Genomic DNA, 13,636 nt, shown 5'->3' on the forward strand with positions numbered 1-13,636 from the left:
GCGTCGGTGGCGGACTCCGGAGGGGACACCATGAGCGGGAGCAGCCCCGCTGCGCGGTTGCAGCGGCTCTTCGAGGGGCACCGGCTCACGCCCACCCAACGGCGTATCGCGCACTGCATGGTGCGCCGGGCCGCCGACGCGCCGTTCCTGTCCAGCGTCGAACTGGCCGAACTGGCCGGAGTGAGCCAGCCGTCCGTCACCCGGTTCGCGGTCGCGCTCGGGTTCGACGGGTATCCGGCGCTGCGCAGACACCTCCGTGAGGTCGCGCCCGCCGACGGGCAGCGGGCCGACGCCGAGGACACGTACAACGAGTACCAGCAGGCCGTCCGGGCCGAGATCGAGAACCTGCGCCAGCTGTCCGAACTGCTCGCCGACCCCGGGCCCGTGGAGCGGGCGGGACAGCTGCTGGCCGGGTCGTGCCCCCTGCCCGTGCTCGGGCTGCGGGCCGCGTCCTCGCAGGCGCGCGGCTTCGGGTACTTCGCCGCCAAGGTGCACCCCGACGTCCGGGTGCTCGACGAGGGCGGCAGCACCCTGTACGACCGGATCGACTCCGCCCGCCGGGCGGGGGCCTCCGCACTGATGTGCTTCGCGCTGCCGCGCCACCCCAAGGAGGTCGTGGACGCGCTCGCGTACGCCCAGGGGCGCGGGCTGACCGTGGTGACCGTCGCGGACTCGGCGTTCGCCCCGGTGGCCGGGTACAGCGATCTGCTGATTCCGGCGGCGGTCGGCTCCGGGCTCGCCTTCGACACCGTGTGTGCGCCGATGCTGCTGGGGCGCGTGCTGCTGGAGGCGATGTGCGACGGGCTGCCGGACGCGCAGGCGCGCCTGGAGGAGTTCGACGCGCGGGCCGTGGCGCGCGGGCTGTTCGTGGAGTAGCGCCGGGGAGCGGCCCGCCATGGAGCGGCTCGCGGCCGTCCGCGTGCCCATGATCGCGCTCGCGCCCGTGGCCCGCCCGGGTTCTCAGACGTCACTCATCTACAGCCATTAATCTCCGCGCCCAGAAGCACACAGTCAGGCGCGGAGAGGGGTACGGACATGGGGCGCGGAGCGCAGTCTTTGGCACGGGTGGCCGTGATCGTACGGGCCGGAGCCGCACCGCTGTGGTGGCCCGGACTGCTGGCCGCCGCGGTCGGGGCACTCCTGCCGGGGCTCACCGGGCGCCGCATCGGTCTCCTGGCCGGAGCCGCGCTGTTCCTCGTCACCGCGGCCGTCGTCGTCCTGGTGCGCGGCGGGCGGTACGCGGAACTGGCCCGGGGCGCCACCCGCGCCGGGCGCACCGACTTCCTCCAGGACCGGGCCGTGGCCGTACGCAACTGGCGGCGCGGGCACCGGTGGTGGCTGGTCGCGGCGTTCGTGGCGGCACTCGCTGCCGGGCTGGTGCTGCCCGGGGCCGGGGGTCTCCTGCTCGCCGGGGCGGGCGCCGGTCTCTGGATCAAGGCCGTACGGATCGGTCGGCGCGAGCAGCGGGACGACGTCCTGTACTGGGTGCGCACCGACTGGGTGGAGCGCGGACGGCCCGCGGGCAGGCGGGTGAAGGGGTACCGGACAACGGGGCCGGTGGCGGGGGACGCCGCGCCGGGCGGGGCGCGGCGCCGCCGCTGAGTTCTCCGGTGCCGGGCGGCCGGGGTCAGACCTCCAGGTCCGCCTCGATGCGCTTCAGCTGGTGGCGGGCCATCGCCAGGTTGGCGCGGCCGGAGTCCAGCACCAGATAGAGGAACAGGCCGTTGCTGCCGCGGGCCTTGAGCAGCCGGATCAGGTGGTACTGCCCGCCGAGGGTGATCAGTATGTCCTCGATCTCGTCCTTGATGCCCAGGTGCTCCATGGTGCGGAGCTTGGCGCGCACGACATCGGTGTTGCCCGCGGCCGCGACCTCCAGATTGAAGTCCTTGCTGCCGCCGAGGGTGCCCAGGGCCATGCCGCTGGTGTAGTCGACGAGTGCGACACCGAGGGCGCCCTCGATGGACGCCATCGCTTGCTGGAGTGACGTTTCGGTGTTGGCCATGAGTGCTCGTTCCCTTTCCCTGGCCGGTCGGGGCGACCGGTTCCGGTTTCTCTGACGGGCTGTGCGACGGGGGTGCGACGAATCGTGCGACGGGGTGTGCGACAGGTTTCGCCGCGGGTTTCATGAGGTCTGGTGAGGTCTGGTGAGGGGCTGTCCCGGTGGATTCGGCGGGGGCCGTCGCTACGTGGGGCGCTGCGGCAGCGTGCCGCTCCGGTCGGTACCCGCGCTCGGGGCGCGGGTCGTCGGGGGCACGGGGCGGGCGGAGTGTTCGAGGGCGGCGTCGACGAGTTCGCCGATACGGACGCCCGCCCGGCGGCCCTCCAGATGGAGCCGGCCGACGTTGATGCGGTCCTCGGCCAGCAGCGTGAGCACGGCGGCGGAGCCGGCCGCGTACGTGGCGATGTAACCGTTCTCGCCGCGGACCAGGAGTTCACGGAAGCCGCCCCGGCCGGTGGCGTCGGTCATCCGGATCGCGACGCCGAGTGCGGCGGCCGTCAGCGCGGCGACGCCTTCGGCCTCCACCCCGGGGGTGTCATGGGCCAGGACCAGGCCGTCGGTGCTGGCCGCAAGGGCACCGGCGAGGAGGGGCACCCGGGCCCGTAATCGCTGAAGTTCGGCGAGGACATCGCGCACGTCGACCTCGGGCACCATCAGCTGTCTCCTCCCGGCACGCTGTCTGAGCGCGCGTATCACAGGGCCTCCAATGCGTCTCTGAGCCGGCGCAGCAGGGCGACATCGGGGTCGGCCGTGACCTCGGGCAGCGTGACCCGGTCCGTCGCGAGGCCGGCCGTCGCCGCGGTCGGACCGACCGCCTCGACCAGCCCGGCCGCCGTGAGCCGTCGCAGGCCGACCAGGATGTGGAACGCCGAACGGCCCAGCTCCCGCGCGATGTCCGAGGCCGTACGCACGCCGTCGACCAGGTCCAGGACCCGGCGCTGACGGGGCGGGACCGGGGCGTCCACGGGGTGCGCCGTCCGGGCGAGCGGGGCGCTGTCGGTCACCGCGTCGGGCCAGATCCGGTCCAGCAGCTCCCGGCGCCGCAGCGTCTCGCGCTGCACCGCCGCCACCGGTACGGGGCGGACGGGGCCGATCCAGTGCGAGACCCCGTAGCGGAACCTGGCCGGGGTCCCGGTCGGGGAGAGCGCGAAGAACGCCGCGTCGTACAACGCCCCCAGATGGCACAACTCCAGTGCACCGCCCGGCACATGGCCGCTGTCCACGAGGTAGCGGCCCACCCGCTGCCCGGCACCCGCCTGGGCGATCGCGTCCCACCAGCCCTCGTGCCGCAGGGTCCCGCCCGTGGTGAGCAGGACGTCGATACCGGGGGTGGCCGGGCTTTCGGCGTGCACCACCTGGCCGTCGGCGAGGTAGAGCGTGCCGCGATCGCGCAGCAGGGCGCCGGTGGCCCGTTCGGCGGCGAGGCGCTGGAGCATCGGGGAGAGCACGGTGCCCGGTCCGGTGTCCTCCCCGGAGCCGGAGGGGGCTGTGGCACCGGAGGCGGTCGCCCCGGCACTCATGCCAGGACCATCCGCTCGGCCATCTCGCCGAGCCGGATCCGGGCGAGGGCGAGGTTGCCCTGCGTACGGTCCAGCCAGAGATGCAGGAAGACGCTGCTGTCGAACGCCGTCTCGACGAACCGGAGGATGTGGTACCCGGCGCGGGTGGTGATGATGACGTCCTCGACCGGGGTGCCCGGCGATCCCGACGGCTGCACGGGGCCGTCCTGCGACGGGAGGAGAGCGAAGGCGGGCTGCTCGGCCGCCATTCTCGCCACCTCGGCCGTCTCGGCGGCGGTGGCCTCGTGATCGCCGTTGGGCGAGTCGCCGATGGTGCCGAGGGCGAGACCGCTCGTCCAGTCGACCACCGCGGCACCGCGGGCGCCGGGCAGCCTCATGACTTCGAGCAGGCACTCGTCGATTCCGGGCACACGCACTCCCCTCCCGGCATGGCGTTCGGCTGTGACCCCGAGGCTACGCAACGTATTTACGGCAGGCGGAGGTTCCGGCATTTTCGCTTGGTACATGCGCCGGTGCGTATATAGGGGCGTACGACCGGCGCGTGGGAGCGTGCGCATAGGCGTGCGAGGGGAGCGTGTGAGCAGGCGTGCGGAGGAGACCGCGAGACCGCAGCGGGGTCGGCCGGTGACCGGAGCCGCGCACGGGACAGCCCTCAGGGGGTCTTCTCGCGGGCCGTCATCACCACCTTGTTGACGGCCCGGAGGCCGATGCCGATCAGCAGCAGGACCCCGGCCCGGACGTAGACGTCCGCGTCCCGGTCGGCGAGCGGGCTCGCCAGGATCAGGGCCGTGATCGCGCCGAGTACGGGCAGCGCCGTCGGCGTACGGAAGTGCCGGTGGTCCACGGGGTCCCGGCGCAGGACGAGGACGGCGATGTTGACGACAGCGAAGACGCAGAGCAGCAGGAACGAGGTCGTGTCGCCGAGCCCCTCGATCTCACCGGTGGAGACCAGCCCGACGGCGAGCACGGAGACGAGGAGGATGCCGGCCCAGGGGGTGCGCCGCCGGGGCAGGACGCGGCCCATGGCGCGCGGCAGGATGCGTTCGTCGGCCATGCCGTAGCAGAGCCGCGAGGCCATCATGATGTTGATCAGCGCGGAGTTGGTCACGGCGAACAGCGCGATCAGCGCGAAGAGCCGGGGGCGGGAAGTCGATGCCGCCCGCCTTCACGACTTCGAGGAGCGGGCCGCTCGACTGCTCCAGGGTGCGGTGGTCGACCAGCAGCGAGGAGACCAGGGCGACCAGGAGGTAGAGGGTGCCCGTCACGGCCGCGCCGATGAAGATGGCGCGCGGGAACGTACGGGCCGGGTCCTGGGTCTCCTCGGCCATGTTCACCGAGTCCTCGAAGCCGACGAAGGCGCAGAAGCCGAGCGCGGTCGCGCCGAGGACCCCGGTGATCAGGGCGTATCCGGTGCCGCTCGCCTCGAACCCGGTCGGCCGGGAGGCTCGCCGTCGCCGTTCAGGACCGCGTACGCGCCGATCGACAGCATCACCAGCAGCCCGATGACCTCGACGGCCGTCAGGACGACGTTCGTCTTCACGGACTCCGCGACTCCGCGCAGGTTGAGCGCGGCGAGGATCAGGATGAACAGGATCGCGACCGGGGTGGGCGGCACAGCGGAGGTGAATTCGCCGAGGTAGTCGCCGCTGAAGGCGCGGGCCGCGGCGCTCGCGGACGACAGGCCCGAGCACATCACCATGAAGGCGACGACGAACGTCAGGAACGGGACCTTGAACGCCTTCTCCCGGCGGCGTGGCGCGCACCTGTTGACTATAAGTATTCAGACCTCCAGGATATGAATACAGAATTCACAGTCGCGAGGAGGCATCCCCATGTCAGGACCCCGCCCCGTACGGGCACCGCGCGGTACCGAACTGAGCGCCCTGGGATGGCAGCAGGAAGCCGCCCTGCGCATGTTGCAGAACAACCTCGACCCCGAGGTCGCCGAGCACCCCGACAAGCTCGTCGTCTACGGCGGTACCGGGAAGGCGGCCCGCGACTGGCGCTCGTTCGACGCCATGGTCCGTACGCTGCGCACGCTCAAGCAGGACGAGACGATGCTCGTCCAGTCCGGGCGGCCGGTCGGCGTCATGCAGACCCACGAGTGGGCGCCGCGCGTCCTGATCGCCAACTCCAATCTGGTGGGGGACTGGGCGAACTGGGAGGAGTTCCGCCGCCTGGAGGCGCTCGGGCTCACCATGTACGGCCAGATGACCGCCGGGTCGTGGATCTACATCGGCACGCAGGGCATCCTCCAGGGCACGTACGAGACGTTCGCCGCCGTCGCCGCGAAGAAGTTCGGCGGAACGCTCGCCGGGACGATCACCCTGACCGCCGGGCTCGGCGGCATGGGCGGCGCCCAGCCGCTCGCCGTCACCATGAACGACGGCGTCGCGATCTGTATCGACTGCGACCCGCGCGCCATCGAGCGCCGGATCGAGCACCGCTTCCTCGATGTGAGGGCCGACAGCCTGGAGCACGCCCTCCAGTTGGCCGTCGAGGCGCGCGACGCCCGGCGCCCGCTCTCCATCGGGCTGCTCGGCAACGCGGCGGAGCTGCTGCCCCGCATGCTCGCCGAGGGCGCCCCGGTCGACATCGTCACCGACCAGACCAGCGCGCACGACCCGCTGGCCTATCTGCCGCGCGGCGTCGACTTCGAGGACATGGCCTCGTACGCCGCCGAGAAGCCGGCCGACTTCACCCTGCGGGCGCGGGAGTCGATGGCAGCGCACGTCGAGGCGATGGTCGGCTTCATGGACGCCGGGGCGGAGGTCTTCGATTACGGCAACTCCATCCGGGGCGAGGCCCAACTCGCCGGATACGAGCGGTCCTTCGACTTCCCGGGCTTCGTGCCCGCGTACATCCGGCCGCTCTTCTGCGAGGGCAGGGGGCCGTTCCGCTGGGCGGCGCTGTCCGGCGAGGCGTCCGACATCCGCAAGACGGACAAGGCGATCCTGGAGCTCTTCCCGGAGAACGAGTCCCTGCACCGCTGGATCAAGATGGCCGGCGAGCGGGTCCAGTTCCAGGGGCTCCCGGCGCGCATCTGCTGGCTCGGCCAGGGCGAGCGCGACAAGGCGGGCGACATGTTCAACGACATGGTCGGCAACGGCACCCTCGCCGCGCCCCTCGCGATCGGCCGCGACCACCTCGACTGCGGCTCGGTCGCCTCCCCGTACCGCGAGACGGAGGCCATGCTCGACGGCTCCGACGCGATCGCCGACTGGCCGCTGCTGAACGCCATGGTGAACGTCGCGTCCGGCGCCTCCTGGGTCTCCATTCACCACGGCGGCGGCGTCGGCATGGGCCGCTCCCTCCACGCGGGCCAGGTCTCCGTCGCGGACGGCACGAAGCTCGCGGGCGAGAAGATCCGCCGCGTGCTCACCAACGACCCCGGCATGGGCGTCATCCGGCACGTCGACGCGGGCTACGACATCGCGGAGCGCGTGGCCGACGAGAAGGGCGTCCGCATCCCGATGCGCGAGGGTGGGGGCGAGGACGCGTGAGCGACCTCCGGGGCGACGATTCCCCCTCACCCGTCCCGCCTCACCCGCGGACCTCACCCGCCTCACCGACCTCACCGGCTTCGTCCGCCTCACCGACCTCACCGGTCTCGTCTGCCTCACCGACCTCACCGACTTCGTCTGCCTCACCGGTCCCGTCCGCTTCGTCCTCCTTCTCGTCCGCCTCGTTCACCGAGATGTGGGCCGAGCTCGCGCCCCTCGGGCGGGACTCCGGCAGCGGCGGATACCGGCGGTACGCCTGGTCCGGGGCGGACGCCGACTGCCGGGCCTGGTTCCGGCAGCAGGCCGAGGCCCGCGGGCTCACCCATGAGGTCGACCGCAACGGCAACCAGTGGGCCTGGCTCGGCGACCCCCTGGCCGGTGACGCCGTCGTCACCGGCTCGCACCTCGACTCCGTACCGGACGGGGGCGCCTTCGACGGCCCCCTCGGCGTCGTCTCCTCCTTCGCCGCGCTCGATGAGCTCCGCCGCAGGGGAGCCCGGCTCGTCCGGCCGCTGGCCATCACCAACTTCGGTGACGAGGAGGGCGCCCGCTTCGGCCTCGCCTGCGTCGGCTCCCGGCTCACCGCCGGACGGCTGACCGCGCAGGACGCCCACCGGCTCCGCGACGCGGACGGCATCACCCTCCCGCAGGCCATGGAGGCCGCCGGATACGACCCCGAGGCCATCGGTCCCGATCCGGAACGCCTCGCCCGCGTCGGAGCGTTCGTCGAACTCCACGTCGAACAGGGACGCGCCCTCGACCTCAGCGGTGACCAGGTCGGGATCGCCTCCGCCATCTGGCCCCACGGGCGCTGGAGGTTCGACTTCCGGGGCGAGGCCAACCATGCGGGCACCACCCGCCTCGTCGACCGGCGCGACCCCATGCTCACGTACGCCGAGACCGTGCTGGCCGCCCGCCGCGAGGCGGAACTGACCGGCGCCCTCGCCACCTTCGGCAAGATCGCGGTCGAGCCCAACGGGGTCAACGCCATCCCCTCCCTCGTACGCGGCTGGCTCGACTCGCGCGCCGCCGACCAGGCCACCCTCGACGCCGTCGTCACCGGCATCGAGCGCGCCGCCCGGGAGCACGCCGAACGGGCCGGGATCGATCTCGATGTCGTACGGGAGTCCTTCACGCCCGTGGTGGAGTTCGAGCACGCCCTGCGCGACGAGCTCTCCAAGATCCTCGAAGGCGGTCGCGGAGCGCGGGGCGGCGCCGGTGACACGGGGCGCGCCGTACCCGTCCTCGGCACCGGCGCGGGACACGACGCGGGTATTTTGTCCGCTTCGGTACCTACCGCCATGCTGTTCGTACGGAACCCCACCGGAATCTCGCACTCGCCGGCCGAGCACGCCGCCGAGGACGACTGCGTGGCCGGGGTGATCGCACTCGCCGACGTACTGGAAGGTCTCGCGTGCAGCTGACAACGGAGCCCACCGGCAAGCCCGTCACCGCGACGTACTGGATGTCCCACGCCTGGCTCGGCACCCATGTCGAGCCGGGCGTCACCCTGGACGTCGCCGGGGACCGCATCGCCGGGGTCCGCACCGGCGTCGACACACCGCCGCCCGGCGCCACGGTGCTGCGCGGCCTGACGCTCCCCGGCCTCGCCAACACCCACTCGCACGCCTTCCACCGGGCCCTGCGCTCCACGGTCCAGGTGGGCTCCGGCACCTTCTGGACCTGGCGCGAGCTGATGTACCAGGCGGCCGCCCGGCTCACCCCCGACACCTACTTCGACCTCGCCCGTGCCACGTACGCCGAAATGGCCCTGGCCGGCATCACCTCCGTCGGCGAATTCCACTATCTGCACCACGCGCCCGGCGGCACGCCCTACGACAACCCGAACGCGATGGGCGAGGCGCTCATCGCCGCCGCGGCCGAAGCGGGCATCCGCATCACCCTGCTGGACACCGCCTACCTCGCCGCCGGATTCGGCGAGAAGCCCAACCGGCACCAGCTGCGCTTCTCCGACACCACCGCCGATGCCTGGGCCGAGCGCGCCTCCCTCCTCAAGGGCGACGACCACACGCTGATCGGCGCCGCCATCCACTCCGTACGGGCCGTCCCGGCCCCGCAGCTGGCCACCGTCGCGGCCTGGGCCGAGCAACGGCAGGCCCCGCTCCACGTCCACCTCTCCGAGCAGACCGCGGAGAACGACGCCTGCCGCGCCGCCCACGGCCGTACCCCCACCCGGCTCCTCGCCGACCACGGGGTCCTCGGCCCGCGCACCACCGGGGTCCACAACACGCATCTCACCGAGGAGGACATCGGGCTGATCGGCTCCTCCGCCACCGGCACCTGCATGTGCCCCACCACCGAACGCGACCTCGCCGACGGCATCGGTCCCGCCGCCGCCCTCCAGCGGGCGGGCTCGCCGCTCTCCCTGGGCAGCGACAGCCACGCCGTCATCGACCTCTTCGAAGAGGCCCGCGCGATGGAGCTCAACGAGCGCCTGCGCACCCATCGACGCGGCCACTGGACGGCGGCGGCCCTGCTCCGCGCCGCCTCCGCGGGCGGGCACACCGCACTCGGCCGGCCGGACGCGGGCACCCTCGAACCCGGTGCGCCCGCCGACCTCACGACCATCGCCCTGGACTCCGTCAGAACAGCGGGGCCGGTGCCCCGGATGGCAGCCGAAGCAGCCGTATTCGCCGCCTCCGCCGCTGATGTACGCCATACGGTCGTGGGGGGACGGCACATCGTCCGGGACGGTCTGCACACACGGATCGAGGATGTCCCCGGAGCACTCGCCTCAGCCATCGCCGCCCTGCACGGCTGAGCCCCGAACCGCCGGAGCCACGGGAAACCCCCCAACCGCCGGAGCCACCCGAACCGGCACAACCCAAGCCGGAACCCAAGGAGAACGGTCTCCAGATGACGACGACCGCCATCACCAACATCGCCAGCCTGGTCACCAATGACCCCTCCCTCGGAAACGGGACCCCCCTGGGCCTGATCCGGGACGCGGCCGTCGTCATCGAGGGCGACCGCATCGTCTGGACCGGTGAATCAAGCAAAGCACCCGCCACTGACAACGCCCTCGACGCGGCCGGCCGAGCGGTGATCCCCGGCTTCGTCGACTCCCACTCCCACCTCCTCTTCGCGGGCGACCGCACCCAGGAGTTCAACGCCCGGATGTCGGGCCGCCCCTACACCGCGGGTGGCATCCGGACCACGGTCGCCGCCACCCGCGCGGCCTCCGACGACGAACTCTCCGCCAACGTCGCCCACTACCTCGCCGAGGCCCTGCGCCAGGGCACCACCACGTTCGAGACCAAGTCCGGCTACGGGCTCACCGTCGAGGACGAGGCCCGCGCCCTGCGCATCGCCGCCCGCCACACCGACGAGGTCACCTATCTCGGCGCCCACGTCGTGCCCGCCGAATACGCCGACGACCCGGCCGGCTACGTCGACCTCGTCACCGGTCCGATGCTGAACGCCTGCGCCCCGCACGCCCGGTGGATCGACGTCTTCTGCGAGAAGGGCGCCTTCGACGGCGACCAGGCCCGCGCCATTCTCACCGCGGGCCGGGCCAGGGGCCTGCACCCCCGCATCCACGCCAATCAGCTGACGTACGGCCCCGGCGTCCAGCTCGCCGTCGAACTCGACGCCGCCTCCGCCGACCACTGCACCCACCTCACCGACGCCGACATCGACGCCCTGGGACAGGGCGCCACGGTCGCCACCCTGCTCCCGGGCGCCGAGTTCTCCACCCGCGCGAGCTGGCCCGACGCCCGCCGACTCCTCGACGCGGGCGCGACCGTCGCGCTCTCCACGGACTGCAATCCGGGCTCGTCGTTCACCTCGTCCATGCCGTTCTGCATCGCGCTCGCCGTACGCGACATGGGCATGACCCCCGATGAAGCCCTCTGGTCCGCGACCGCGGGCGGCGCCGCCGCACTGCGCCGTACGGACATCGGCCGCATCACGCCCGGCGCCCGCGCCGACCTCGTACTCCTGGACGCTCCCAGCCATGTCCACCTCGCCTACCGGCCGGGAGTTCCGCTGGTCGGCGCGGTGTGGCAGCGCGGCGAACGCACGGTCTGACCGCGCGACGGGGCCGCGTGACGTTGGCCGCGCGACAAGGCACGTGACCGCTCTGCGGGCCGCGTGACGGGGCCGTACATGCGGAAGGACCCGCGCCCATGGCTGGGGCAGGTCCTTCCGCAAGTGATCTCCGGTGCCGGGGGCGGACCGGTCATTCCTCCAGGGTCAGGCCCTTCCGGAGCTTGACCAGCGTCCGCGAGAGCAGCCTGGACACATGCATCTGCGAGATGCCGAGCTCGTCACCGATCTCCGACTGGGTCAGATTGGAGACGAACCGGAGCGAGAGGATCATGCGGTCCCGCGAAGGCAGCGCGGCGATGAGCGGCTTCAGGGACTCGACGTACTCGATGCCTTCGAGTCCGTGGTCCTCGTAGCCGATGCGGTCCGCGAGCGCGCCCTCGTGCTCGTCCTCCTCGGGCTTGGCGTCCAGCGAACTCGCGGTGTACGCGTTGCTCGCGGCCATGCCCTCGACGACCTCGTCGGCGGTGATGCCCAGGCGCCCGGCCAGCTCGCTCACGGTGGGCGAGCGGTCCAGCTTCTGGGCGAGCTCGTCGCCCGCCTTGGCCAGGTCGAGCCGCAGCTCCTGCAGGCGGCGCGGCACGCGCACGGACCAGCTGGTGTCGCGGAAGAAACGCTTGATCTCGCCGACGATGGTCGGCATCGCGAACGTCGGGAACTCGACTCCGCGGCTCAGCTCGAACCGGTCGATCGCCTTGATCAGGCCGATGGTGCCGACCTGGACGATGTCCTCCATCGGTTCGCTGCGGGAGCGGAACCGGGAGGCGGCGAACTTGACGAGGGCCAGGTTGAGTTCGACCAGGGTGTTACGGACGTAGGCGTACTCGTGGGTGCCCTCTTCGAGGGATTCGAGCCGCTCGAAGAGCGTCTTCGACAGCGCCCTGGCGTCCAGCGCCCCTACTTCGGCGTAGGGCGGGATCTCGGGAAGCCCTTCGAGCCCCGTGTCGCCGGTGTCCGCGGCGGTGCTGTCTGTGGTGGTGCTGTCTGTGGTGGTTCCTGTGTTGCCGGCGGTACTGAGGGTGGTGCTGGTGGTGCCGGTGCGCGGGCCGGGTACGGCGTTCGCGGCAGGGAATTCGGAATCGGTCGGTCCCTGAGGACATATCGACGTCGCGTTGTGGGTACGCGCCTCGTCGAGCCGGGGTGACATGCTTCTCCTCCATCGTTCTCGGCATATGGCTGCCGATGCCCATACGTGTTCCTGCGGTGAAGCGGCGCCTCCAAAGCCGGCCGTGTTTCTGGTGTCCCTCTACCCTTACCCGGTTCGTACGGGGACTTACAAGCGCCAAATACCGCTATATGTCCGCTTTGTTGAGTTCTTCGACTACCGCGTGGCGTACGGAACGCGTACTGTTTTACGAACGTCGGCGGCAGCTACGCATGCAGCCGCACAGGCAGTGACGCGCACAGTGACGAGCGGCGAAGAGGGACGGGCATGGACCGCGGGACGGTCGGCAGTGCGAACCGGGGGCGACTTCACGTCGAGGCCCGGACCGAGGGATGCAGCGAGATCGTGACGCCGGTGGGTGAGCTCGATCACCACACCGCCGATCTGCTGCGGGAACCTTTGGAGAGCGCGGTCGAGCAGGGGCGTGCGCGCCTGGTGGTCGACTGCTCGCGCCTCGAATTCTGTGATTCCACCGGGCTGAATGTGCTGCTCGGTGCCCGCCTCAAGGCTGAGGCGGCCGGGGGAGGGGTCCATTTGGCCGGCATGTTGCCCGTCGTGGCGAGAGTTTTCGAGATCACCGGGGCCGAGGCGGTTTTCACCGTCCACGCCACTCTCGCGGAGGCGCTGGACACCTGACCGCGCCGCGTTTCGTGGCTCCCGGCGCCTTGAGTGTCGCCTGTGTCACGCGATCGTGTGGGTGAAGTGGGTGTTGTCACGATTCGGCCGGGCAGGAGACACCCCGGCGGTGTCCTGGCGGCCCGCACACTCTGTATCTGATCAGTATCTGTTCGATGGCGACACGGTGAATCGGTGAGGTGAAGCGCTGATGAGCACCACCCGGCAGCATCCGCCGGGCGACCTCGGCCGCGAGCCGGACGGCGCGGGCGCACCCTCGCCCGTTCCGGCGGAGCGGCAGTGGCGCACGCTCTCACTGGGGCAGGCCAGTGGCATTGTGCCGATGGCCCGCGACTTCGCCCGGCAGGCGCTCCACGACTGGGGCTGGCTCCCGGCGTCCACCGCCGACCGCCGCGCCGCCGCCGAGGACGTCCTGCTGGTCGTCTCCGAGCTGGTCACCAACGCCTGCCTGCACGCGGAGGGCCCCGAGGAACTCCGGATCGGCTGCATGGCGAAGGTGCTGCGGGTGGAGGTCGTCGACCGCGGTGCCGGGCAGCCCGCACCGCGCACCCCGCACCGGGCCGGACGGCCCGGTGGTCACGGCATGTTCATTGTGCAGCGGCTCTGCCTGGACTGGGGCGTGCAACGTACGCCGGACGAGCCGGGCAAGACCGTCTGGGCGGAACTCGCCGCTCCTGCGTAACTCGCGGCGCGTCACCGCGCCCGCCCCTCCCCGCACATCGCCCCCACCCATGAACACCCAAGA

General features: G+C 71.8%; 14 protein-coding genes and 1 pseudogene. 8 read left to right on the forward strand and 7 right to left on the reverse strand.

Features of this window, described 5'->3' with window-relative positions; translation table 11 throughout:
- Nucleotides 1-30: 30 nt before the first annotated feature.
- The gene (locus tag A6A29_RS34375; RefSeq protein WP_073726593.1) at nucleotides 31-876 is read left to right on the forward strand and encodes a MurR/RpiR family transcriptional regulator; all 846 of its coding nucleotides are present in this window, start codon (nucleotides 31-33) and stop codon (nucleotides 874-876) included.
- A 159-nt stretch (nucleotides 877-1,035) separates the two neighbouring features.
- Nucleotides 1,036-1,602 carry a hypothetical protein gene (locus A6A29_RS34380; protein WP_198953472.1) on the forward strand — a complete coding sequence of 189 codons (567 nt, stop codon included), beginning with the start codon at nucleotides 1,036-1,038 and terminating at the stop codon, nucleotides 1,600-1,602.
- Nucleotides 1,603-1,627: 25 nt separating this feature from the next.
- On the opposite strand, the gene A6A29_RS34385 is transcribed toward A6A29_RS34380, so the two are convergent.
- From A6A29_RS34385 to A6A29_RS34405, 5 genes and pseudogenes are all read right to left on the reverse strand, one after another.
- On the reverse strand, nucleotides 1,628-2,002 hold the full coding sequence (locus A6A29_RS34385) for a hypothetical protein (protein WP_073726372.1): 375 nt from the start codon (nucleotides 2,000-2,002) through the stop codon (nucleotides 1,628-1,630).
- Nucleotides 2,003-2,182: 180 nt separating this feature from the next.
- Complete coding sequence (locus tag A6A29_RS34390) at nucleotides 2,183-2,653, reverse strand: roadblock/LC7 domain-containing protein (RefSeq protein ID WP_073726374.1); 471 nt, start codon at nucleotides 2,651-2,653, stop codon at nucleotides 2,183-2,185.
- A 38-nt stretch (nucleotides 2,654-2,691) separates the two neighbouring features.
- Nucleotides 2,692-3,435, reverse strand: coding sequence for a DUF4388 domain-containing protein (locus A6A29_RS34395; protein WP_073726595.1), 744 nt, complete (start codon nucleotides 3,433-3,435; stop codon nucleotides 2,692-2,694).
- An 80-nt stretch (nucleotides 3,436-3,515) separates the two neighbouring features.
- Complete coding sequence (locus tag A6A29_RS34400) at nucleotides 3,516-3,929, reverse strand: hypothetical protein (RefSeq protein ID WP_073726376.1); 414 nt, start codon at nucleotides 3,927-3,929, stop codon at nucleotides 3,516-3,518.
- 242 nt (nucleotides 3,930-4,171) lie between these two features.
- A pseudogene (locus tag A6A29_RS34405) lies at nucleotides 4,172-5,263 on the reverse strand (APC family permease); the annotation flags it as partial.
- A gap of 88 nt (nucleotides 5,264-5,351) precedes the next feature.
- Between A6A29_RS34405 and hutU the strand changes: the two are divergent.
- Complete coding sequence (hutU, locus tag A6A29_RS34410; protein ID WP_073726378.1) at nucleotides 5,352-7,022, forward strand: urocanate hydratase; 1,671 nt, start codon at nucleotides 5,352-5,354, stop codon at nucleotides 7,020-7,022.
- Nucleotides 7,023-7,062: 40 nt separating this feature from the next.
- Here hutU and A6A29_RS45585 read toward each other — a convergent pair whose 3' ends face one another.
- Entirely contained in the window at nucleotides 7,063-7,212 is a 150-nt protein-coding gene (locus A6A29_RS45585; RefSeq protein ID WP_158074500.1) for a hypothetical protein, read from the reverse strand.
- 4 nt (nucleotides 7,213-7,216) lie between these two features.
- Here A6A29_RS45585 and A6A29_RS34415 point away from each other — a divergent pair, with 4 nt between their 5' ends.
- The 3 genes from A6A29_RS34415 to hutI all read left to right on the forward strand — a co-directional run bounded on the left by A6A29_RS34415 (nucleotide 7,217) and on the right by hutI (nucleotide 11,072).
- Nucleotides 7,217-8,446 carry an allantoate amidohydrolase gene (locus A6A29_RS34415; protein ID WP_073726380.1) on the forward strand — a complete coding sequence of 410 codons (1,230 nt, stop codon included), beginning with the start codon at nucleotides 7,217-7,219 and terminating at the stop codon, nucleotides 8,444-8,446.
- The gene (locus tag A6A29_RS34420; protein WP_073726382.1) at nucleotides 8,437-9,804 is read left to right on the forward strand and encodes a formimidoylglutamate deiminase; all 1,368 of its coding nucleotides are present in this window, start codon (nucleotides 8,437-8,439) and stop codon (nucleotides 9,802-9,804) included. Before A6A29_RS34415 ends, A6A29_RS34420 begins: the two co-directional genes overlap by 10 nt.
- A gap of 95 nt (nucleotides 9,805-9,899) precedes the next feature.
- Nucleotides 9,900-11,072: an imidazolonepropionase gene (hutI, locus tag A6A29_RS34425; protein ID WP_073726384.1), complete on the forward strand. Its 1,173-nt coding sequence runs from the start codon at nucleotides 9,900-9,902 to the stop codon at nucleotides 11,070-11,072.
- A 151-nt stretch (nucleotides 11,073-11,223) separates the two neighbouring features.
- Here hutI and A6A29_RS34430 read toward each other — a convergent pair whose 3' ends face one another.
- A complete protein-coding gene (locus A6A29_RS34430; protein WP_073726386.1) occupies nucleotides 11,224-12,237 on the reverse strand; it encodes an RNA polymerase sigma factor SigF in 1,014 nt (337 codons plus the stop codon).
- Between the two features lie 285 nt (nucleotides 12,238-12,522).
- Between A6A29_RS34430 and A6A29_RS34435 the strand changes: the two genes are divergently transcribed.
- Complete coding sequence (locus A6A29_RS34435) at nucleotides 12,523-12,891, forward strand: STAS domain-containing protein (RefSeq protein ID WP_073726388.1); 369 nt, start codon at nucleotides 12,523-12,525, stop codon at nucleotides 12,889-12,891.
- 190 nt (nucleotides 12,892-13,081) lie between these two features.
- The gene (locus A6A29_RS34440; protein ID WP_073726390.1) at nucleotides 13,082-13,573 is read left to right on the forward strand and encodes an ATP-binding protein; all 492 of its coding nucleotides are present in this window, start codon (nucleotides 13,082-13,084) and stop codon (nucleotides 13,571-13,573) included.
- Nucleotides 13,574-13,636: the final 63 nt, after the last annotated feature.

Source organism: Streptomyces sp. TSRI0281, from assembly GCF_001905125.1.
GTDB lineage: Bacteria > Actinomycetota > Actinomycetes > Streptomycetales > Streptomycetaceae > Streptomyces.